The sequence below is a fragment of the Acinetobacter sp. YH12040 genome, assembly GCF_013420005.1.
Classification (GTDB): domain Bacteria; phylum Pseudomonadota; class Gammaproteobacteria; order Pseudomonadales; family Moraxellaceae; genus Acinetobacter; species Acinetobacter amyesii.
In genome coordinates this window covers 134,068-156,015 of sequence record NZ_VOZB01000002.1, presented here as the reverse complement: position 1 = coordinate 156,015, position 21,948 = coordinate 134,068, and the positions used below count along the sequence as shown (strand labels likewise).

The window sequence follows — 21,948 nt, the reverse complement described above, 5'->3', positions numbered from 1 at the left end:
AGCGGGATTTTTTATGTTTAGCGCAAATTATTTTGCAATTTTCGCTAAAAGGTCTTCTTTACTGAGGTTGCATGATTCTTCATCACGGCGACCTTTGTATTCAAATGTACCAGCATCCAAACCTTTCTCGCCAATGACAATACGGTGTGGAATACCTGTTAACTCGATATCAGAGAATTTAACACCAGGACGCTCATTACGATCATCTAGAAGAACATCATAACCAGCAGCAGTTAATTCTGCATACAGTGCTTCAGCTGCTTCCATTGTACGTGGTGACTTATGTGCATTCATAGGCACAATAGCAACTTCGAAAGGAGCAATTGCAGACGGCCAAATAATACCTTTGTCATCGAAGTTTTGTTCAATCGCAGAAGCAACAACACGAGTTACACCAATACCGTAGCAACCCATAGTCACAACGAGAGGTTTGCCGTCTTCACCTAAGACTTTACAGCCAAGTGCTTCAGAGTATTTTTGACCCAACTGGAAGATATGACCAACTTCGATACCACGTTTAATCAAGATTGTACCTTGACCGTCTGGAGAAGGGTCACCTTCAACAACATTACGAAGGTCATAAACTTCGGTGTATTGTGCATCACGTTCCCAGTTTACACCTACAGCATGTTTATCGACTTGGTTTGCACCAGCAACAAAGTCTGAAAGTACAGACGCTGCACGGTCAACAATAACGGTAATGCCTTTTTCGGTTAAGCCTTGAGGGCCACAGAAACCAGCAGTTAAGCCTAAGTCAGCTAATTGTGCTTCAGTTGCAAAAGTTAATGGAGCAGCAATTAATGGGTGTTTTTCTGCTTTAATTTCATTCAGTTCATGGTCGCCACGTAGGAATAAGGCAACCACTGGTGCAGCTTTACCTTCTTCAGCAACACCTTGAACCAATAATGCTTTGACAGATTGAGTAGGGTCTGATTTAAGGAATTCAGAAACCTCAGCAATGGTTTTCTGATTTGGTGTATCAACAATCTCAAGTGCTTTAGTCGGAGCAGCACGTTCACCTACTAATACTGCTTCCGCCATTTCTACGTTAGCAGCATAATCTGACTCTGTAGAGAATGCGATGTCATCTTCGCCGCTAGACGCAAGGACGTGGAATTCGTGTGAACCCGAACCACCAATTGAACCTGTATCCGCTTGAACTGGACGGAAATTTAAACCTAAACGAGTGAAAATTTTGCAATAAGCTGCATACATCTTGTCATAGGTTTCTTGTAAAGAAGCTTGGTCAACATGGAAAGAATAGGCATCTTTCATGATGAATTCACGTGAACGCATCACACCGAAACGAGGGCGGATTTCGTCACGGAATTTGGTTTGTACTTGGTAGAAGTTTGCAGGCAATTGCTTATAGCTTTTCAATTCATTGCGAGCAAGATCTGTAATCACTTCTTCATGTGTAGGGCCAAGTACAAAGTCATTGTTATGACGGTCTTTAAAACGTAAAAGTTCTGGACCATATTGTACGAAACGACCTGATTCTTCCCATAAAGATGCGGGTTGAGTGACAGGCATCAGGACTTGAAGTGAACCAGCACGATCCATCTCTTCGCGGATAATCGCTTCAACTTTATTTAGTACGCGAACGCCCATCGGCAGCCAAGTGTATAAACCTGAAGCCAATTTACGAATCATCCCGGCACGAAGCATAAGCTGATGTGAAATAACTTCAGCATCGTTTGGGGTTTCTCTTAACGTTGCAAATAAAAAGCGACTCGCGCGCATGGAAACTGTCCTAAAAAATTAAGCGTTAAAGTGGAGAGTATACAATAAAAAATGAGGTGAACATTTTCCAAAGTCACCTCATTTTAGATTTTGTCATTATGACATGATTTTTTTGGCCTGACGTGCAAGGAAGTTTCGGAAATCATCCAAATAGGTAAAAATCACCGGCACAACCACAAGTGTTAGTAGGGTAGAGGTAATCACCCCGCCAATCACGGCATGTGCCATTGGTGCACTTTGTTCACCGCCTTCACCTAAACCAAGTGCAAGCGGAACCATACCCATCACCATTGCACTGGTAGTCATTAAAATAGGACGTAAACGGGTTTTACCTGCTTCAATAATCGCTTCATAACGATCTACACCATGGTCCATGGCTTTTTTAATAAAGTCGATGAGTAGAATTGCGTTCTTTGTCACCAAGCCCATGAGCATAATAATCCCGATAATGGAAAAGAGGTTCATGGTTGAATTAAATAAGAATAGGGCTAAGAAAACCCCAATCAATGATAAGGGTAATGAAGCCATAATAGCTGCAGGGTGAATGAAGCTATTAAATTGTGAACCCAAAACAATATAAATAAATACAATAGAGAGGGTAATCGCTGTCATTGCATAACCCGCAGACTCAGCCATATCTTTATTGGCACCTTGCGTGACAAAACTATAACCTGGTGGCAAGTCGAAGTTTTTCTCTATCTCATTGATTTCGGCACCAATATCACCCGCAGGACGTCCTGCTGTGTTGGCTTCAACCATCACTTCACGTGCCAGATCACGACGGTTAATTTGTGAAGCACCGAGAGTTTCTTCAAAGCTAGCCACACTTGCCAATGGAACCAAGATAGGTAAGCCTGCGGCATCGGTTTTTTGTGATGTGATGTACATGCTTTGAATGTCAGTTGGCAGACGACGCTGATCTTCAGTGAGTCTTAAATTTACATCATAGGTTTCGCCTTTATCATCCTTCCACGTTGTTACATTATCCCCCGCAAGAAGAGGGCGTAATACATTGGCGATTTGATTGACGGATAAACCTAAATCACTAGCTAAAACGCGATTGATATGTACACCTAAGGTCGGTTTAGGTTCTTTGAGTGAGCTTTCTAAGTCGACAATACCGTCGACTTTCGAAATTTCTTTCATGAAGCGGTCAGAAATGCGTTGTAACTCATCTAAGTCTGGTCCTTTAATCGAGATCATTACCGGCTTTTGGCCGCCCGATACTGTTTCATCAGCTGAGGCAATCGAGGTAATGGTAATACCTGCTACATGTTTTAAGCGGGTACGGAATTCATTATTGAGATCCGTTAAGGTTTGACTACGCTCCGTACGTGGTGAAACAGTGACACGAATGCTAGCATGGTTTTTACCCCGATCAGTGGCACTATTAATTGCACCATAAGTGGCTTTGACTTCTGGATGTTGGCGAATGATACGATCTACTTGCTTAAGCTTCGCCTGCGAATATTCAAGGGTTGCATCAACTGGTGTTTCAAATTTGATCCGAATTTCACCTTTGTCTGGTACGGGTACAAATTCAGTTCCGATCATTTTGGATAAACCTAATGCACCAAATAAAGACGCGACGGCGATTAAAAGGGTAATGAGCCTAAATTTTAAAGCAAGCTTGAGTAATTTTTCATAATGATGGCTTAGGTTGTCGAGCTTGCCCGAAATCCAGTTAAAAAAACGTTTGATTTTACCCGGCTTTTTATTTGGATCTTGGCGCTCTGCCCAGTGAGCAGACAACATGGGGTCAAGGGTGAAACTCACAAACATTGAAATCAGTACAGCGGTACTGACGGTTACACCAAATTGATAGAAGAAACGCCCAATAATACCGCCCATAAATGCCACAGGTAAAAATACAGCGACAATGGTCAATGTTGTGGCCAATACGGCTAAACCAATTTCTTTCGTGCCGTCGAGTGCAGCGGTGACATGGTCTTTGCCCATATCAGTATGGCGGACAATATTTTCACGAACCACAATGGCATCATCAATCAGGAGACCGATACTCAGTGAGAGAGCCAGTAGGGTCATCATATTGATGGTAAAACCAAAAATCCAAACAAAGGTGAGGGTACCTAGTAGCGAAATCGGTAGGGTTAAACCTGTAATGGCTGTCGAACGAAATGAGCCGAGAAATAACAATACTATGAGTACCGCAAGTACTGCACCTTCAATAATCGTACGTGCCACGTCTTTAATGCTGCCACGAATACCTTTTGAAGAATCAACCACAATTTCTGCGGTCGTGCCTTGCGGCAATTGCTTTTGGATTTTACTTAAGGTTTTACGGGTATTATCAACCACCTCAATCACATTAGAGTCTGAACTTCTAAGAATGTCGACAGCGACGGCTGTTTTACCATTCAGATAAGCACTCGACTCCATTTCAGCTTGGCTATCTTCTATTTCGGCAATTTGTTTGAGATAAATCGGCGCGCCATTTTTATTGGCAACCACTAAATCACCGAATGAGTTTGGGTGAATAACCCGAGATTTAATTTCGACCACCAATTCTGAGTTCTTTTGTTTTAAAGTCCCCCCCGGAACTTCAATATTTTCAGATTTTAGGGTGTTTATAACTTGGTCTATCCCAATCCCGAAACTTTGTAATTTTTGCGGATTTACTTGAATACGAATTTGACGCTGTGCATCACCCAATAAATTGACCGTACCGACACCGGGAACCGTTCTAAGCTGGGGCACAATCCGTTGATTCAGATAGGAACTCAAATCACGTAAAGACATGTCCTTCGATTCAAAAACAATCGACATAATCGCACTGGCAGTAGGGTCGTAGCGCTCTACAATCGGGTCATCAATTTCATCACGAAATTGTGCAGTTACTGGTGCAATTTTATCTCGAATATCTTGTGCAGCTACAGAGGACGAGACATCTAGATTAAATTCGACAATGACCGTGGATAAACCTTCACTGGACTGTGAAATGACTTGCTTAAGGCCTGAAATGGTATTGATCTGATCTTCAAGTTTCTTGGTGATTTCAGATTCGACAGACTCAGGAGAAGCACCCGGATAGTTGGTGTAGACAACAACAAAAGGGAAGTCGACATCAGGAAACTCTTCAACACCCATACGTTGCCAAGAAGCGAGTCCTAGCACCATCAGACAGAACATCATCATGATGGTGAAAACAGGATATTTCACACTAATTCGGGTTAACCACATAACAACTGTCCTGCCTTATTCTTTTAATTTTGGCTGATACTTACATCTTGTTTGATATCTGAATCATTAAATTTAATTCGGCTGATCAGATCGCTATTTTGTAAGCCCTGAACAATCGCGGTGTTATTGCTATAACTCTGATTCAAAATTTGTACAGGTACTTTGGCAATTTTATTTTGACGAATGACCCAGACATAAGGTTGGTCTTTTAGACTTTGAATGGTATCGAGTGGAATTTTTTGGCCTGAAATATTATCTGTACCTAAGATGTGACCTTCGACAAAAGCACCAATACTTAATGAAGTAATAGTTTCATTTGGGGCTGCAAAAAATTCAATTTGACGACTAGCCTGATCGGCAATCGGTGAAATTCGGCTGATTTGTGCTGTGAGTAAATTACTATTACCTTGGATGCTATATTCAATCTTTTGTCCAATTTTCAGTGCAGCTTGCTGATCACTTGGTAATTTAGCTTGAATTTCTAATTGGTCTGGATTGACGATTTCAAAAAGGGTTTGTCCGGCAGCAACTGTTTGTCCCGGTTCAACATCACGTTTGGTAATCACGCCTTGGATAGGGCTATAAATGGTGCCATCTTGATTGGCTTTTCGCGCAATATCGACATTGGCTTGTTGAGCACGAACATTTTCCAGTTGAGCTTGGTAATCGACACGACTTTGTTCAAACTCTACTTTGGAAATAAAGCCTTGATTTAGTAAACGCTGTTTGCGCTCCATCATCAGTTTGGCTTGATTGGCTTGAGCTTGTGTGGATGCGAGGTTCGCTTGTGATTGAGCAAGACGTGCTGCGTTGTCTTGATTATTTAAATGCACCAACACTTGGCCTTTGCTGACACGTTGTCCGACCTCTGCATTCACATTGGTTGCAGTCGCAGTGACTTGGGCTTGAATACTGCTCTGATTGACTGCCCGAATGGTGCCTGTAAAGGCTGTTTTTGAAATGGCGTTGCCTTGTTCGATCGTCACCAGATCTTGTTGAATCAATTCAATCTTATTTTCTGGTTTTACACTTTGCTGCGGATCTTCTTTTTGACATGCAGCCAAAGTCAGGCTTATGCAAAGCAGGCTAAGCTTTAAAAAAGGGGATGATTGCTGTGCAGATTGCATAATGGTCCTTATATCAGCGGTCTACAAAAGCAATTGAATAACAAGTTTATTCCATCGCTTTTAAACGCGTAATAATTCTGTCGTATTCAGCTTCTGTATTTCGATAGCGAGTTTGTAACGATTGAATGTATTCTTTTTTCGCTACCATATTTTTTTGATTATTATCCAACATTGTTTTTAATTTTGCCGGAACGGTTTCACCTTTTCGAAAATGTTCACGTTCTTGGCGAACAAATAATACACGATCATTTTGTAATTGTTTTAATTGTTCTTGTTCAAACACGATCTGTTTACGTATACCAGTCAGTGCATCACGCTTTTTAATGGCCGCAGTTCGGCTATTGGTATAGGCTTTTTTAAGTTTGATATCTGAAGCTTGCTGACGTGCTTGGGCAGCACGCTGAGGAGCTTGTCTAACGTCCGCTTCAGCATTGTAGGGGCGGTTACGTTTAATCACTTGCATATTTTGATCAAGTGCTTCATAACCATAGCGGATGTGATTTGGTGTCACATTGGTACTGATGTTTGCTATGCCTTTACTGTCATAGTAACGATACCAAGTCGCCTTTTGTGGTTGCTGCGTATTGGTTGGTGCAGCAAATAAAAGCGGGGTATAAGCCACTAAACAAGTCGTCAGAATGACTTTTTTTGAGAAATGTTTAAGGCCAATCAAGTGAATTTTTTTTGTAAACGGACTCAACCTTGTACTCCCCAGTTTAAAGTTGACTAAATTACTTATTTTAAAGTAATAATCTTGCTATAATATGCTTAATTAAGACAATTAAATACTATTCCAAGTTAAAAAAAAATCGTTGGTCATCGGAAAGTGTGAAGCAGTTAATAAAAACAAGAAATCTTGTGTGTTTGCGCAGAAAATGTTCATTGAAAACGCAAGTAAAGATATGTTAAAAATGTTCACAACTTGTAAATAATAATGCTGCTAACTTAATTGTTTGTACATCCTCAATGGGTAGGGTCAATAAATGGACGATAAATTCCAAAATCTAAAAGTCATGGTAATTGATGATTCAAAAACCATTCGTCGTACGGCCGAAACGCTGCTTCAGCGTGAAGGATGTGAAGTAGTCACTGCTGTAGATGGTTTTGAAGCACTTTCAAAAATTGCAGATGCGAATCCAGATATCGTATTTGTCGATATTATGATGCCACGTCTAGATGGCTATCAAACTTGTGCCCTGATTAAAAACTCTCAAAATTATCAAAATATTCCTGTGATTATGCTTTCAAGTAAAGATGGTTTATTTGATCAGGCGAAGGGTCGTGTTGTAGGTTCTGATGAATACTTAACGAAGCCATTCAGTAAAGATGAATTGCTGAATGCAATCCGTAATCACGTTACAGCTTAATTAGATTTTTTATTTTTTGGGGAAAAAGCATGGCACGTATCCTAATCGTTGATGATTCACCAACAGAAACATTCCGTTTTAAAGAAATTTTAGGTAAACACGGTTTTGAAGTGATTGAAGCTTCAAATGGGGCAGATGGGGTGACAATGGCTCAAGCTGAGTTACCAGACTTGGTCTTAATGGATGTGGTAATGCCGGGTGTGAATGGATTCCAAGCAACACGTCAAATTGCACGTGGTGCGACCACCAAACATATCCCAATTGTCATTGTAAGTACCAAAGATCAGGCAACTGACCGTGTTTGGGGTAAACGCCAAGGTGCTTCTGATTATCTGACTAAACCTGTAGACGAAAAACAATTAATTGATGTGATTAAGCAACACCTCAATGCAGGATAAAGCTCTATGGCAGCAAATGGATTTATCGAATTACTTCGAATCGCAAAACGAGGAAACAAAAACTACGTTTCCACTGAAAATGAAGTAAACCGATGGTCAGGCATTGCTTTTGAGATGATGGGGCAATATTACGTTGCTCCTTTAGGTGAAGTAGCTGAAGTGATCTACCCACCAAAATATACGCCAGTTCCCAACACCCAACCTTGGGTGATGGGACTAGCCAATATTCGGGGACGCTTACTTTCTTTGTCTGACCTAGCACAATATATAACCGGTCATCGAAGTAGTTTTTCACCCACTCAAAAAGTTTTATGTATTAGTCATAATGACCATTATGTCGGTTTGGTAGTCGATCAAGTTTTGGGTATTCAACACTTTAATAAGAAAAGTTATTTTTCTAAACATAATGAGTTGGATCGAAATTTACAGGAATATTGTCAGGGGTATTTCCACCAGCATAACCAGCAGTGGAATGTATTTCTCTTCAGTCGTTTACTGCAAAATCCAAAATACATGAACGCATCTATAAAATTTATAAATTAATTGTCGCGCACGAACGAAAGAAGGCGTAATCGGGGAGAAGCTGAATGGGCTTTAAACTTAAAAAGAAAAATACGGGTGAAAGCACCAGTGGTCGTAAAGGCGGTAATGCTTTTCTGGCAAAACTGCAATCACAGACAGATCAATTATCTCGAGTTTTTGGTGATAGTGAAAAATCCAAACCATTTATTTATGGTGCGATTGGTTCATTAGTACTGGCAACGATCATTTTATTATACCTATTCTATAGCGTTCCTCGCGGTAACCAATTAACGCAAAGTTTGGGTGAACTCCGTCTTCTTTCGCAAACAATTTCGCGTCAAGCAACTGAGGCAACTGCTTCAGGTACTGAAGATGCAATGAAAAAATTAATTGCTTCTCAAGATTCGTTCAAAGAAAACTTAGAAACTGTAAAAGATATTCATGCAAATACCGATGCGCTGAAATCTGTAGATACGCAGTGGGCTGAAGTTTCAAAAAGTATTGACTTGATTACTTCGCAACAAAAAATCATTAACAAGTTATATGACACGAACATCGCGATTGGTGAAACCATTCCAGGGATTCAGGCGGAATATAACTTGATGGTCGACCAAATGGCACGTCAAGACATGCCTTCGAACCAGGTGGTGATTGCGAAAAACCAGGTATTCATTGCAGAACGTATTTTACGTTCGATCAGTTCGGTGCTTTCAGGTTCTGATAGCTCACGTGAGTCTGCAGATGACTTCAGTGCCGATACGGAAACCTTCGGTTTGTACTTAAATGCTCAATTGGACGGTAGTGCAGAGCTCGGTGTACAGCGTATTGAAAGCCCTGAATTACGTGAATCACTTGAAGGTATTAAAGCTGAATATGATGACGTATTAAAATCAGCTTCAGCGACGATTTTGAAAAACTCAACGCAAATTGTGAACGTACGTAAAGCATCTTCACAAATTTTTGCTGAGTCAGACAATTTGTTGGGTAATTTAAATCAATTGTCTTCTAACACTGGTCTGAAAACCATTTTACCTGCGGTACTGTTGATTCTTGCATTAACAGCCTTCTTGATCTGTGTATTCAAACTTCTTTCTTTACGTGGTCAATCGGATAAATTCCGTGTAACCCGTCTTCAAGAAGAATATGACCGTAACCAGAACGCGATTTTACGTTTACTCGATGAAATTGCCGATCTTGCAGACGGTGACTTGCGTTCGTATGCGACGGTATCTGAAGACTTTACCGGTGCGATTGCCGACTCGATTAACTTCGCAATCGACCAATTACGTGACCTTGTATCGCGTATTACAGAAACTTCTCAAGAAGTTGCACAATATACGGCGAATACGCAGGGTATTACCAACCAGCTTGCAGAAGCATCTGAGCATCAGGCGCAAGAGATTGCTGGTGCATCTGCCGCGATTAACGAAATGGCAATGTCGATTGACCAAGTATCTTCGAACGCTGAAGAATCAGCTGTCGTAGCAGAACGTTCAGTACAAATTGCTGCAAACGGTGCAGATGTTGTAAACCGTTCAATTGAAGGTATGGACACGATTCGTGAGCAGATTCAAGAAACTTCAAAACGTATTAAACGTTTGGGTGAGTCTTCTCAAGAGATTGGTAACATTGTCGCACTGATTAACGATATTGCCGACCAAACGAACATCTTGGCATTAAACGCAGCAATTCAGGCGTCGATGGCGGGTGAAGCAGGTCGTGGTTTCGCCGTGGTAGCGGATGAGGTACAACGTCTTGCGGAACGTTCAGCGTCTGCAACCAAACAGATTGAAGGCTTGGTAAAAACCATTCAAACGGATACTAACGAAGCCGTAATTTCAATGGAACAAACGACTTCGGAAGTTGTACGTGGTGCGAACTTGTCTAAGGATGCCGGCGTAGCACTGGATGAAATTCAGTCTGTATCGGGTAACTTGGCGAAACTGATTGCAAACATTTCGGATGCTGCAAAACTTCAGTCTGCTTCAGCAGGTCATATTGCGACAACGATGAACGTTGTACAAGAAATTACCTCGCAAACCACCAGTGCAACATTTGATACTGCACGTTCGGTATCTGAATTGGCGAACATGGCTGAATCATTACGTGAATCTGTATCTGACTTTAAACTCCCAGAGTAAGTCAGGCGCAAACCTGCAGTACCTTAGCTACGGTTAGGGTACTGCACCGATTACAGATAACACATCGATAAGGTGAACTTAACGTCACAGTTAAGTCTTAGGTGATGGTTACAATTAAGTTTGAGCAACCTTCTTGGTGGCAAAACATAAGAAGCCTTAGCTATGAAAGAAATATTAAAAAATTTAGTTGAAACAACTACGCTTCCTGAAGATAGTTATCTTGATCAAGATGCAGAAATTTTAGAGATTTTTGTTGAAGAAATAGAAGAAATCTTTGAAGAACTGGCGGGTTTATTTACAACTTGGTTGGAAAATCCACAAGATAAAGACACTTTAACGACGATTCGTCGTCATTTCCATACCCTGAAAGGTTCAGGTCGTATGGTCGGGGCAAAATCGGCGGGTGAAACTGCATGGGCAGTTGAAGATACACTGAATCGTGTCATTGCGGGTTCAGTACAGTTAACGCCGACAGTTCAAAAGTTTGCACAAACAGTTTTAAATGTTTATCAATATAAGCTCTATCCACGGTTTAAAAATGTTGCCGAATTGGATGTAGACTTACGTCCATTGGTTTTAATGGGGCAACAATTACAACAAAATATCAGCCTTGAGCCTGCACTCGAAGAATTATTAAAACTGGCAGATCAATTAAAATCTGAAGATGGTGTCACTGGTTTAGAACTGACTGATGTTGAAGCTACAGCACCTGTAGAAGTGCTTGAAAACACGATTGATGCGGTTGTTGAATCAGAACCTGCTCCTGAACAAGTGGATGCAGATGCATCACTGGTCGAAGAGACAGTGAGCATTTTTATTGAAGAAGCTGAAGAACATCTACAAACGATTGATCAGTTCCTCCAATCTGATGACAGTAAATCACAAGATTATAATGGTTTGATTCGCGCGCTACACACCTTGCGTGGTAGTTCGTCGATGGCGCGAATCGAAGAGATTTTTGAAGCCAGTTCAAAAGTTGAAAACTTATTCAAAACCTTATTGCAAGACGAAATCGTATCGAGCTCGAAAGAAACTGCTTTATTGATTCAATATGCTGAATTTGTTCGTGATTATTTACACGTGCTGCGTTCAGGAGATAAGGCAAATCTTGCATCTATTTATGAAACCTTCAAAGCTGCTTGGGATGATTATGGTTTTGCTAGCCAAGATCAATTGGCGCCTGAAGATAATCCACAAGGTTTGGTTTCTAAACTAATCGAATTAAATATTGATCAGTTATTGGATGCTGAATTTGAGTTTGATAAACGTGCCCGTGCTGAATTCCCAGACTATATTCAACAACTCAGTCAACAAGCTTTAGAATTGATCAAACATACGGATAATCGTGCGTCTGTTGGAATCCATGATTTCACAACTCAACTGCGTGCAGCATATCAGTCTTTAGTTGAAAAGCCTGAATTACTCCATGCTGATTATGGTTATGAGTTATTTGCGCAAGCACATCAAGAGTTTATTCACTTATTTGACACTTTAGCTGCAGGTCAGCGTGTAGTGTTAAGTGAAGAGGTTCAGCGTTTCTTAAATGAGCTGACTGCATTTGTTCAACAAGACATTGAAGCAGTTGCAGCGACGACAACACCAGAAGCCCATGTAGTTGCTGAACCTGTTGCCACAGTAGAAGATAAAGCCGCTGTTGCAAATACAACAGCAGTAGACTTTGCACAATTAAGTCAGCGTATTCAACTTGATCATCAACAGATGCAAGCGGCGAATGCGAATAATGACTTTGATGAAGATCTTTTAGGGATCTTTATTGAAGAGGCAGAAGAATTATTGGTGGGGATTGATCAAGACCTCAGTACTTGGACACGTGATCAGACCAATACTTCAGCTTTGAATAATTTAATGCGCTATTTGCATACCCTAAAAGGTGGCGCAAATATGATTGCCGCGTCTCATGTGGGTTTAATTTCGCATGAATTGGAATCGATTTATGAGCGTATTATTCGTCAGCAAATTTCGATTACGCCTGCGTTAATTCAAATTATTCGCTTGGTACAGGATGATATTTCAGATCGTATTCAAACCATTCGTGACCAAGGGATCGACTACCCAGCGAATAATGTGCTCGATATTCTCAAGAATATTCAGTCAATTGTGGCAGGAGAGCGTTCAGAACCTGTTGCATTGGCTTCGGCCCCTATTTCTGCTGAAACTGAACAAACAGCAGTAGAACCAGATGTATCGGTGTCAGAGCCGATGGATGTTGCTGAAGACACAGCAGAAGCAGTGGTTGAAGCTCAAACGAATGCTCACACTGAGTCTGCTGTTGAACATCTTGAACATGCGGTTGCTAAACATGTTGAGTATCCAGATGACGATCTACGTTCTGTCATGGAAGAAACCTTCCTTGAAGAGTCCGAGGAAATTCTTGAACAAGCCGTTCAATTATTAAATCAATGGACTGAACAACGTAGTGACCGTAACGTATTGCTTCAATTACAACGTGCTGCCCACAGTATTAAGGGTGGTGCGCGTATGGTTGAAAATGAACCTGTTGCCGCAATTGCGTATCAACTTGAGACGACGTTTGAGCATTTCGCGGTTCATCATTTCAACTCAAATGCATATGACGGCTTGCTCAAAACGACGTTAGCATGGTTAAAAGAAGCAATCTTCAACCACGACTATAGTAATTTTGACAGCATTAAATTGAGCTTAGAGTCCATTCAATATGTGGATGTTACGGTTCAACTGCCAAACCGTGTTGCAGAATTAGAACAAGGTATTGTTAGCAAAGGCTTTGAATTTATTCAAGGTGATGGTGTTGAACCGCCATCGATGTTGGGTGAATGGTCTGAAGCCAATTCTTCTGATAACAGTAATGAGATGATTCGGATCTCGGCTGATCTCGTCGAGAAGATGATTGACTTATCAGGCGAAAACTCGATTAACCGTTCACGTATTGAAATGGACTTAGGTCAGCTAGGCAATACCTTGAATGAAATGGAGTTGGCGATTAAGCGACTTGCTGACCAGTTACGTCGAATGGATGGTGAGCTTGAGTCACAAATTATTGCCAAACATGGTTCTGAAAATTCACGCTATGCGGATTTCGACCCATTGGAGATGGACCAATATTCATCGATTAACCAATTGTCAAAATCTCTAGCCGAATCTGCGTCGGATTTGGTTGACTTCAAGAGTACTTTGGCAGAAAAAATCCGTGATGCAGAAGGTTTGTTATTACAACAATCACGTATTCAGTCAGAAATTCAAGAAAGTCTGATGCGTACCCGTTTGGTGCCATTTGATCGTTTGTTACCACGTTTACAACGTATTGTGCGTCAAACCTCTTCGACCTTGAACCGTCCTGCAGAATTGATTGTTCAAAATACAGAAGGTGAATTGGACCGTACGATCTTAGAGCGTTTGGTGACACCATTTGAACATATGCTGCGTAATGCGGTCGACCATGGTTTAGAAGATACTGCTGACCGTTTGGCTTTAAAAAAGCCAGAAGTAGGTAGCATCGTCTTGAACATTAGTCGTCAGGGTACTGATGTACTGGTGTCTTTCAGTGATGATGGTAAAGGGATTGATGAAACCAAAATTAAAGACAAAGCCTTAAAACTTGGTTTAATCAAAGCGGATCAGTTCCTCGATAAACAAGAAATCTTGCAATTGATCTTCCATCCAGGTTTCTCAACGGCACAATCGGTAACGCAAATTTCGGGTCGTGGTGTTGGTCTGGATGTGGTGCAAAGTGAAATTAAAGCCTTGGGTGGTCATGTTTCCGTTGAGTCTGAGTTAGGTAAAGGGACGACCTTTACCATTCGTGTACCAACCACAGTAGCGGTCAGCGATGCCTTGATGGTGAAAGCGGGCGATCAGCAATATGCGATTTCATTAGCGCAAATTGAACGTATTGTCCGTATTGCACCTACGGCACTCGAAACTTACTTCAATAGTAAGGATGACGTGTTTAAAATTGACAACACCAATTACAAACTACGGTATTTATCAGAGTTTGTGGGTAATCAGCCAATTCCACGTTTAAATAATGTCGGTCATTCATTGCCTGTACTTCTAATTAAAGGCAACAGTGGTCAAACCATTGCTTTATTGGTCGATCAGCTGGTGGGTTCACGTTCTCAAATTGTGGTGAAACCAATTGGTCAACAATTTACCAGTGTGGCCGCGATTGCAGGTGCCACGATTCTAGGTGATGGTCATGTATGTTTGATTTTGGATGGGCAAAATATTGCACGTCAAATTCAAACTACGCAGCGTGTTAAACATTCAGCTGAACAGCGTGATTTGGGCCGTCAAGCCAATGCGCGTCGTTTAGTGATGATTGTCGATGACTCGGTAACTGTACGTAAAGTGACTTCACGCTTACTTGAACGTCAAGGTTATGACATTGTGACAGCGAAAGATGGTGTAGATGCAATTGAGCAGCTTGAAAATGTCCGTCCAGACTTGATGCTACTTGATATTGAGATGCCACGTATGGATGGTTTCGAAGTGACAAACTTAGTTCGTCACCATGACATTCACCGTGACCTGCCAATCATTATGATTACATCACGTACAGGTGAAAAACATCGTGAGCGTGCATTTAGCTTAGGTGTGACTCACTATATGGGTAAACCATTCCAAGAAGCTGAATTGCTTGCCAATATTGAAGCTTTAATTGCAGAAAAGCAGGGGTAATCTATGATCCAAAATACTGTTTCTCAGATTGTCAGCGATAAAATTGATCAACAGGAACTGCAACATCTTATTACGGTTTCTACTGGTTTTATCGATGCGTATATCATTGATTGTCATGGTAAAGAGCCAATGTTGTTGCCACAAAATATTGTGCTTTCAGCGCTCGATAGTGCAACCAAGGTTCCTTTTGTTGAATGGCATGAATTGAAATTGCCTGTTTTCTCGGTCAATGATCCTGCAAAAAATCAGGGCGTGGCTTTGGTGATTGAAGGCGATGATGTTGGACAGCGTTTTGCACTGATGTGTAATGAAATGCCGAAAACCATTCGTCTGCGTATTTCTGAAGTGGTTGATGAAGAAAAAACCGTGAAAGACGCCAATATTTTCCAATATGTACGCCTGGCCGATCAGGTATTTCATATTCCAAATTTAGCCAATATTCAAAACAGCATTGGGCTTCAAGTGGCTTAGTATTTGTAAAAGCGAGATATAAAAAAGGAACTCAATGGAGTTCCTTTTTTTTGACTATGTGGGGAATATTTAAGCCAACAGGTTTTCTAAAATCTTTTCGTAAATTTCAGAAAGTGGCTCCAACTCTGCCACATTGACGTGTTCATTGATTTGGTGAATCGTAGCATTTAAAACACCCAATTCAAGCACCTGTGCACCTGTAGGCGCAATGAATCGACCATCAGAAGTACCACCACTGGTCGAAAGTTCTGTTTCTGTCCCAGTAACATCTCGAATGGCATCACGTGCGGCATTTACTAACTCACCGACTGGGGTTAGGAATGGCAAACCAGATAACGTCCAAGAGATGTCATATTCAACGCCATGACGATCTAGAATTTCCAAGGTACGTGCTTTGAGTTCATCTGCCGTTACTTCAGTTGAATAACGGAAGTTAAAGAGTAAATTCATCGTGCCCGGAACAACGTTGGTTGCACCTGTACCCGCATTGATATTGGAAATCTGGAACGACGTTGCAGGGAAGTATTCATTACCATTGTCCCACACGGTATCGCAAAGTTCAGCCAGTGCTTTTGAAGCAGTATGGATTGGATTGATTGCTAGATGTGGGTAAGCAACGTGCCCTTGTTTACCTTTAACGGTTAAATTGGCATTTAGTGAACCACGACGACCATTTTTAACAATATCGCCAAGTGTGTTGGTGCTAGATGGTTCACCTACCAAACACCAAGTCATTTTTTCATTACGCGCTTCTAAAGTTTCAACAACTTTGACTGTCCCGTTGATCGAAGGGCCTTCTTCGTCAGAGGTAATGAGAAATGCAATAGAACCTTTATGATTTGGATGTTTCGCAACAAAACGTTCTGAAGCGACAACCATAGCCGCCAACGCGGTTTTCATATCAGCGCTGCCACGACCATATAGTTTTCCGTCGCGAATTTCAGGAAGAAATGGGTCAGAACCCCATGCATCCAAGTTACCCGTAGGTACCACATCAGTATGACCTGCAAAGCAAAATACTGGTGCTTCAGTCCCTTTACGTGCCCAAAGATTATCTACATCATCAAAACGCATATTTTCAATGTTAAAGCCAATCTTGGCTAAACGATCCGCCATAATGTTCTGGCAGGTATGGTCAATCGGTGTCACCGACGGTTGGCGAAGTAGTTCTAGGCTGAGATCAAGAGTTGCTGTTGAGGTCATGCTAAATACAGAAGTCAAAAATGTCGCAATATAATAGGCGAATCAACAAGCGAAGGGAAATTTAGAGCTAAAAAAACCCTATTAAAAAATAGGGCTCTTTTATAAATTCTTGGGAAAGAAATTAATTGCGGCGAATTTCTTCCGAAGTTTTCTCAGCAGTATTGGTTACCGCATCTCCAGCTTTAGATACGTCTTTACCAACACCTTTTACTGTATTACAACCTGTCAGTACAAAAGCAACCATAAGTGATGCAGCTAAAATTTTTTTCATTGACTGTATTCTCCATTATGAAAGAATAATTTTTAGAGGAATAAATTATTCTGATGTGAGATTTAGATTAAAAAATAGCCGTATCAAACAGTAGGTGGTTTTTACGGTGGTTGAGTAAATAAATGTAAATTTCTACTAAATGGTGCATTGAGTCCTAAATCGTTTGCGGCAAAACCAAGCGTGGCTGTCTATACATATAATAGCTTTCCTCACTGTCTTTTTTATATAAACCATCTGTCCACCAATGTGCGGTTGCACTTGTCGGTTGCTGCTGTACGCAGATCCATTCATGTCGTTGTAGGCGATAATAACCTTGACTTGTGGACGGAATGACATGTCCCCATTGACCTATTCTGCGTGCTGGATTGACCCAGTTTGGTAATGTGCTGGTACGCTGAATAGGTAAATATAATTGGCCCTTTAAAACGCAATAGCGCTGTTGAATTTGCTGCCCAAGTGCTTCATCAAATTGGAATTGTTTTTGGGTAAAATGATTGAGCTTTCGAGCCAAAGTATCACTACGATTTAAGCCATACCAGTAGGGTAATTGAAAATCACGCTCGGCTAGATAATATTTTAAAGCCACTTCCCAATGTTCAATTTCACCACTTTCAGTATTTTTTAAAACAAAATCCAGTTCACCTACTGTACGAGGGCCGTCAATTTTTTGAATGCTATGTCCGAGTAACTGGTAGGGATGGTATGGGTGATCGAGAAGCCAAAACCATATAAACATTTCGAAACGTAAACCAAGGCGAGTACTTTTTAATTTTTGTAAAAACTCTACTAATTCACTTGGGTGATGTTCGAGTTGTTTTAAACGAGGAAGGTAGGCTTCAAAATGTTTATGCCAAAGCTCGCTTGGATGAAAATGAAAGGGATAGCGGATTTCGAGTTCATTGGGAATTTGCTGCAGAATATTTGGGCTAGCAATACAGAAAGCCAATTGGCGAACTAAGGGCTGTTTAAATTGCAACCATGGCTCAAAATAAGACGACGTTGTCGGGGCTACAGCCATATTGAAACCTTTCGAATAATGCAGAATAACAACGGATAATTGTTAAAAACATCTTATACTACCTGAATTGAAAGTTCAGGGTAGCGGTATGAAGACGTTGTTTTGGCGAAGCTTAGTGGTTGTCTTTGTCATTTTAGGCTTTATAGGGGCTTTATTGCCGGGAATGCCCACGACAGTCTTCTTAATATTAGCGGCATGGGCAGCTTCAAAAGGCTGGCCACAAATGGATGCTTGGTTGTTGAATCACCCTAAATATGGGCCAACCTTACGCGCTTGGCGCGAAAATGGCACCGTCCCCCGCAAAGCAAAATGGTTTGCATCGATCATGATGTTTGTGAGTGGTCTGATTATGCTTTTTACTTCTGCACCGATTGCCGTCAAAATTTTCACTGACTTAACCATGTTGATTGTTGGCATTTGGTTATGGACACGACCTGAGCCAAATCAGATGCGGACTATTGAACAATCGCCGCAGACTAAACAAGAAGATAAAGATAAGCAGAAAGAGCAAAAGCATGTCTAAATATACCCAAGATCAAGCAGATATCCTGATTAACTTGAAAGATCAAACTTTAACTTTGCCGAAACTGAATAAGTTTTACCTCATTTCATCGGGTAAAAATGGCATTGGTGAGCAGGAAAATAGTGGCAAGACGCCACGAGGCTGGCATCAAGTGGCTGAAAAGTTTGGTGGACAACAACCTCAAAATGCAGTTTTTAAAGCACGTCAGTGGACCGGAGAGGTTTACGACGAGCAACTTGCTGCATCACACCCTGATCGGGATTGGATTTTATCTCGAATATTATGGCTCAGTGGTTTAGAACCCGGCTTTAATGCAGGTGAGGGCTGTGATACTTATAAACGTTATATTTATATTCATGGCACACCAGATCGCGAGCCTATGGGTATACCGATGTCACATGGTTGTATTCGCATGCGAAACAGCGATGTTGTAGAACTTTATCAATTGATTCCATTAAATGCGCTGGTTTACATCACTGAACATTGAACACGTCGTTAAAAGCACAAGCCATGAAAGCCGAAGTTCATGACATCAAACCATGGTTTGAAGAATTAAAGTGAGTTTGAAAGGCGTTTTTTGTCAGAAGTAATACACGCAAACTAACAGAAAATCGTGTTTGAATGTATCTTGTACACTGTGGTGCTTTAGAATGTAGTGTATGTGATGAATTAATCGTCGGTTCGCTGAATGATTAGTTATGAGTCCACGCGAAAAACTGTTTTTTATGTGAATGATGCAGAATATAAGTCATATTTTTAGTAATAAATTTACAGGTTTATAGCTAAAAAATGTTCAAAAATACTGATTTTTCCGCAATATAACTTATTTTTTAATCACTCAAACAGAAAAAGTGGAAAAGAGTTAGAAAAGCGTTTGACAGACCGTGAGGATTCTCTATAATGCACCTCATCAAACGATGAACATGTTTTGAAAAGGGCGCTTAGCTCAGTTGGTAGAGCGTCTGCCTTACAAGCAGAATGTCGGCGGTTCGATCCCGTCAGCGCCCACCAAACCTTTTCAGTGTTAAGGTATTTAGAGTGCAGCGGTAGTTCAGTTGGTTAGAATACCGGCCTGTCACGCCGGGGGTCGCGGGTTCGAGTCCCGTCCGCTGCGCCACTTTAAATCTTAATTCGTTTGAACCACAATAGCGACATTATGTAAGTGCAGCGGTAGTTCAGTTGGTTAGAATACCGGCCTGTCACGCCGGGGGTCGCGGGTTCGAGTCCCGTCCGCTGCGCCATTTACATGATAGACCTTTTGAGGGCGCTTAGCTCAGTTGGTAGAGCGTCTGCCTTACAAGCAGAATGTCGGCGGTTCGATCCCGTCAGCGCCCACCATATTTTTTGCGATGCAGCGGTAGTTCAGTTGGTTAGAATACCGGCCTGTCACGCCGGGGGTCGCGGGTTCGAGTCCCGTCCGCTGCGCCATTTCAAAGAATATAATTGTTGTACCCTTTAAGGGCGCTTAGCTCAGTTGGTAGAGCGTCTGCCTTACAAGCAGAATGTCGGCGGTTCGATCCCGTCAGCGCCCACCATATCTTTTAAGATATAGGTTGTGTTTCGAAAGAAACTACGTGATGCAGCGGTAGTTCAGTTGGTTAGAATACCGGCCTGTCACGCCGGGGGTCGCGGGTTCGAGTCCCGTCCGCTGCGCCATTTATCTTAAAAATCTCTGTTCAAGAGAATGCCTTTAGAAAAATCTTTGATTTTTCTCTTGCGCTCAGACAAGGCTTCGCTTTGTTACTCTTCGCTCAGGGCGCTTAGCTCAGTTGGTAGAGCGTCTGCCTTACAAGCAGAATGTCGGCGGTTCGATCCCGTCAGCGCCCACCATATTCTTCTATAGAAACTTCTTTATCCAAAAGCTTGCCTAAATTTTCTGATTTACATAGAATCCGCTCTATAATAATTTTAATATTGTATGTGATCTATGAGAAATCCATATCAGCGCAAGGCAGCGTCTAAAACTCAAACTACAAATTACAATCCTCAACAAACCTATAAACAATTTATTGAAAATATGGTCGCTCAAGGTGGCGTGATTGCGTTATATCAAGATGGTTGGGCACTTTGCGCGACACCTACAGGTCAACGTTCATTCGCCATTTGGCAAAACCGTGGTTTGGCACGTTTATTAATTAAAGACAATTGGTCCAATTATGAAATTCAGGAAATTTCATTAAAAGACTTTATCGAAAAAGTCATTCCGTTTTTACGCAGCGAGAGCACTACAGTATCTTTAGATTTAACCCCAGAAGGACAAAATATTTTGGTTGCACCTGAAAAGATGCTGTTAGATATTAAAAATTATTTATATCAAGTTTATCAACAGCGCCCAGAAATCTTTGAAAACCTTAAAATTCCTTTGCCACGTAGCATTCGTTTAAATTAATTGTTTATTTACAGCATAAAAAAGCCCTTGTTCATTGGTCGAACAAGGGCTTTTTTAATATTCATTGAGTACAAAACCACTCAAAAAAGCAAAATATTCACGTAGCCAAGAGTTGTAGCGGATGTACAGCGGTGTAGGTGCTGCAATGGTATACACCTGTGTATAACCTAACTTTCGTGCAATTGCTTTTGCACGTGGGAGATGAAAGTCACTACTGGCAATTGCAATGGGGGCATCAAGAGAAATCTGATGTTGTTTTAAAATCATTTTACTGTTGATCAGGTTGAGTTCTGTACTGGTACTTTTACTTTCTTCATATATGCCTGCCGCTGAAATGTCATAGTGTTGAAGTAAATAGCGTTTCATGACGGAAGATTCGGTCATTTTTTCATTAAAGCCTAAACCACCGGTCATGATCACAATAGTATTGGGTTGTTGCAAGGCATACGGTGCTGCGGCATCGAGACGCGCCTTTAAGGTCGGAGAGGGTTGACCATTTTCAATACCACTACCCAAAACGATGATGGCTTGGACGGAAGTAAATGGCTTGGATTGCTGGCTATTGAAGTGTAAATACGCAAAAAACAGTAAAAGGCTCAATAGCCAAAGCCAAAACAACCACCATGTAGCACGCCAGAGCCTTTTGAGTTTAGGGTATTGATCTAAAATATTGTGGATTTGGGTTGAAAATAGTCCCGATAAAAGAAAAATACACCCAATGACTAAGGGTAAAAGGATTCCTAAATGAATTTTATCTAATGTAAGCAGCCAAATGGCATCTACGCAGAGCAGCAAGCCTACACAAAGCAGTAGTATTCTTTTCATGCAAAAAATTAAAGCAGTATTCGTATTTGGCCTAAGTATAGCGTGAAAAAAACCAGACACGAGGTCTGGTTT

General features: G+C 41.2%; 17 protein-coding genes and 8 tRNA genes. 17 read left to right on the top strand and 8 right to left on the bottom strand.

The features are described from left to right. Positions 1-27: 27 nt before the first annotated feature. From FTT99_RS02995 to FTT99_RS02980, 4 genes are all read right to left on the bottom strand, one after another. On the bottom strand, positions 28-1,743 hold the full coding sequence (locus FTT99_RS02995) for a proline--tRNA ligase (protein WP_180130050.1): 1,716 nt from the start codon (positions 1,741-1,743) through the stop codon (positions 28-30). A gap of 96 nt (positions 1,744-1,839) precedes the next feature. Further along, positions 1,840-4,944 carry an efflux RND transporter permease subunit gene (locus FTT99_RS02990; protein ID WP_180130053.1) on the bottom strand — a complete coding sequence of 1,035 codons (3,105 nt, stop codon included), beginning with the start codon at positions 4,942-4,944 and terminating at the stop codon, positions 1,840-1,842. A gap of 23 nt (positions 4,945-4,967) precedes the next feature. Next, entirely contained in the window at positions 4,968-6,071 is a 1,104-nt protein-coding gene (locus FTT99_RS02985; RefSeq protein WP_180130056.1) for an efflux RND transporter periplasmic adaptor subunit, read from the bottom strand. 46 nt (positions 6,072-6,117) lie between these two features. Further along, positions 6,118-6,711, bottom strand: coding sequence for a hypothetical protein (locus FTT99_RS02980; RefSeq protein WP_373684563.1), 594 nt, complete (start codon positions 6,709-6,711; stop codon positions 6,118-6,120). Positions 6,712-7,054: 343 nt separating this feature from the next. Here FTT99_RS02980 and pilG point away from each other — a divergent pair, with 343 nt between their 5' ends. The 6 genes from pilG (at position 7,055) to FTT99_RS02950 (ending at position 15,647) form a co-directional block, all read left to right on the top strand. Beyond that, positions 7,055-7,438 (top strand): twitching motility response regulator PilG, encoded by a 384-nt coding sequence (pilG, locus tag FTT99_RS02975; protein WP_078191060.1) that lies wholly within the window; start codon positions 7,055-7,057, stop codon positions 7,436-7,438. A gap of 29 nt (positions 7,439-7,467) precedes the next feature. Continuing rightward, positions 7,468-7,836 (top strand): response regulator, encoded by a 369-nt coding sequence (locus tag FTT99_RS02970; RefSeq protein WP_078191059.1) that lies wholly within the window; start codon positions 7,468-7,470, stop codon positions 7,834-7,836. 6 nt (positions 7,837-7,842) lie between these two features. Then, positions 7,843-8,379 carry a chemotaxis protein CheW gene (locus tag FTT99_RS02965; RefSeq protein WP_078191058.1) on the top strand — a complete coding sequence of 179 codons (537 nt, stop codon included), beginning with the start codon at positions 7,843-7,845 and terminating at the stop codon, positions 8,377-8,379. A gap of 44 nt (positions 8,380-8,423) precedes the next feature. Further along, entirely contained in the window at positions 8,424-10,499 is a 2,076-nt protein-coding gene (locus FTT99_RS02960) for a methyl-accepting chemotaxis protein (RefSeq protein WP_180004985.1), read from the top strand. A 162-nt stretch (positions 10,500-10,661) separates the two neighbouring features. Beyond that, a complete protein-coding gene (locus FTT99_RS02955; RefSeq protein WP_180130061.1) occupies positions 10,662-15,176 on the top strand; it encodes an Hpt domain-containing protein in 4,515 nt (1,504 codons plus the stop codon). 3 nt (positions 15,177-15,179) lie between these two features. Next, positions 15,180-15,647, top strand: a complete 468-nt coding sequence (locus FTT99_RS02950) for a hypothetical protein (RefSeq protein ID WP_180130064.1) — start codon at positions 15,180-15,182, stop codon at positions 15,645-15,647. Positions 15,648-15,716: 69 nt separating this feature from the next. Here FTT99_RS02950 and dapE read toward each other — a convergent pair whose 3' ends face one another. From dapE to FTT99_RS02935, 3 genes are all read right to left on the bottom strand, one after another. Then, positions 15,717-16,850 (bottom strand): succinyl-diaminopimelate desuccinylase, encoded by a 1,134-nt coding sequence (gene dapE / locus FTT99_RS02945; protein ID WP_180025835.1) that lies wholly within the window; start codon positions 16,848-16,850, stop codon positions 15,717-15,719. A 121-nt stretch (positions 16,851-16,971) separates the two neighbouring features. Beyond that, positions 16,972-17,121 (bottom strand): entericidin A/B family lipoprotein, encoded by a 150-nt coding sequence (locus tag FTT99_RS02940; protein WP_078191053.1) that lies wholly within the window; start codon positions 17,119-17,121, stop codon positions 16,972-16,974. A 154-nt stretch (positions 17,122-17,275) separates the two neighbouring features. Beyond that, positions 17,276-18,139, bottom strand: coding sequence for a DUF1853 family protein (locus FTT99_RS02935; protein ID WP_180130066.1), 864 nt, complete (start codon positions 18,137-18,139; stop codon positions 17,276-17,278). Between the two features lie 88 nt (positions 18,140-18,227). Here FTT99_RS02935 and FTT99_RS02930 point away from each other — a divergent pair, with 88 nt between their 5' ends. The 11 genes from FTT99_RS02930 (at position 18,228) to FTT99_RS02880 (ending at position 21,051) form a co-directional block, all read left to right on the top strand. Further along, complete coding sequence (locus FTT99_RS02930) at positions 18,228-18,662, top strand: YbaN family protein (RefSeq protein WP_180130067.1); 435 nt, start codon at positions 18,228-18,230, stop codon at positions 18,660-18,662. Beyond that, positions 18,655-19,149: a cell wall-recycling L,D-carboxypeptidase ElsL gene (gene elsL / locus FTT99_RS02925; protein WP_180130070.1), complete on the top strand. Its 495-nt coding sequence runs from the start codon at positions 18,655-18,657 to the stop codon at positions 19,147-19,149. The genes FTT99_RS02930 and elsL overlap by 8 nt, the downstream gene beginning before the upstream one ends. A 448-nt stretch (positions 19,150-19,597) precedes the next feature. After that, positions 19,598-19,673: transfer RNA gene (locus tag FTT99_RS02920), tRNA-Val, on the top strand. Positions 19,674-19,702: 29 nt separating this feature from the next. Next, positions 19,703-19,779: transfer RNA gene (locus tag FTT99_RS02915), tRNA-Asp, on the top strand. A 47-nt stretch (positions 19,780-19,826) separates the two neighbouring features. After that, a tRNA-Asp gene (locus FTT99_RS02910) sits at positions 19,827-19,903 on the top strand. A 21-nt stretch (positions 19,904-19,924) separates the two neighbouring features. Next, positions 19,925-20,000, top strand: a tRNA-Val gene (locus FTT99_RS02905). A 13-nt stretch (positions 20,001-20,013) separates the two neighbouring features. Further along, positions 20,014-20,090: transfer RNA gene (locus tag FTT99_RS02900), tRNA-Asp, on the top strand. 31 nt (positions 20,091-20,121) lie between these two features. After that, positions 20,122-20,197, top strand: a tRNA-Val gene (locus FTT99_RS02895). A gap of 44 nt (positions 20,198-20,241) precedes the next feature. Next, positions 20,242-20,318: transfer RNA gene (locus tag FTT99_RS02890), tRNA-Asp, on the top strand. 98 nt (positions 20,319-20,416) lie between these two features. Then, positions 20,417-20,492 (top strand) — tRNA-Val (locus FTT99_RS02885). Positions 20,493-20,589: 97 nt separating this feature from the next. Then, positions 20,590-21,051, top strand: coding sequence for a DUF2750 domain-containing protein (locus tag FTT99_RS02880; RefSeq protein WP_180055520.1), 462 nt, complete (start codon positions 20,590-20,592; stop codon positions 21,049-21,051). Between the two features lie 54 nt (positions 21,052-21,105). Here FTT99_RS02880 and FTT99_RS02875 read toward each other — a convergent pair whose 3' ends face one another. After that, positions 21,106-21,876, bottom strand: a complete 771-nt coding sequence (locus FTT99_RS02875; RefSeq protein ID WP_180130073.1) for a YdcF family protein — start codon at positions 21,874-21,876, stop codon at positions 21,106-21,108. Positions 21,877-21,948 lie beyond the last annotated feature (72 nt).

Bases quoted from the DNA above. Each gene is read 5' to 3' on its own strand.
- FTT99_RS02995 (WP_180130050.1), bottom strand. From the start codon at position 1,743: ATGCGCGCGAGTCGCTTTTTATTTGCAACGTTAAGAGAAACCCCAAAC.
- FTT99_RS02990 (WP_180130053.1), bottom strand. From the start codon at position 4,944: ATGTGGTTAACCCGAATTAGTGTGAAATATCCTGTTTTCACCATCATG.
- FTT99_RS02985 (WP_180130056.1), bottom strand. From the start codon at position 6,071: ATGCAATCTGCACAGCAATCATCCCCTTTTTTAAAGCTTAGCCTGCTT.
- pilG (WP_078191060.1), top strand. From the start codon at position 7,055: ATGGACGATAAATTCCAAAATCTAAAAGTCATGGTAATTGATGATTCA.
- FTT99_RS02970 (WP_078191059.1), top strand. From the start codon at position 7,468: ATGGCACGTATCCTAATCGTTGATGATTCACCAACAGAAACATTCCGT.
- FTT99_RS02965 (WP_078191058.1), top strand. From the start codon at position 7,843: ATGGCAGCAAATGGATTTATCGAATTACTTCGAATCGCAAAACGAGGA.
- FTT99_RS02960 (WP_180004985.1), top strand. From the start codon at position 8,424: ATGGGCTTTAAACTTAAAAAGAAAAATACGGGTGAAAGCACCAGTGGT.
- FTT99_RS02955 (WP_180130061.1), top strand. From the start codon at position 10,662: ATGAAAGAAATATTAAAAAATTTAGTTGAAACAACTACGCTTCCTGAA.
- FTT99_RS02950 (WP_180130064.1), top strand. From the start codon at position 15,180: ATGATCCAAAATACTGTTTCTCAGATTGTCAGCGATAAAATTGATCAA.
- dapE (WP_180025835.1), bottom strand. From the start codon at position 16,850: ATGACCTCAACAGCAACTCTTGATCTCAGCCTAGAACTACTTCGCCAA.
- FTT99_RS02940 (WP_078191053.1), bottom strand. From the start codon at position 17,121: ATGAAAAAAATTTTAGCTGCATCACTTATGGTTGCTTTTGTACTGACA.
- FTT99_RS02935 (WP_180130066.1), bottom strand. From the start codon at position 18,139: ATGGCTGTAGCCCCGACAACGTCGTCTTATTTTGAGCCATGGTTGCAA.
- FTT99_RS02930 (WP_180130067.1), top strand. From the start codon at position 18,228: ATGAAGACGTTGTTTTGGCGAAGCTTAGTGGTTGTCTTTGTCATTTTA.
- elsL (WP_180130070.1), top strand. From the start codon at position 18,655: ATGTCTAAATATACCCAAGATCAAGCAGATATCCTGATTAACTTGAAA.
- FTT99_RS02880 (WP_180055520.1), top strand. From the start codon at position 20,590: ATGAGAAATCCATATCAGCGCAAGGCAGCGTCTAAAACTCAAACTACA.
- FTT99_RS02875 (WP_180130073.1), bottom strand. From the start codon at position 21,876: ATGAAAAGAATACTACTGCTTTGTGTAGGCTTGCTGCTCTGCGTAGAT.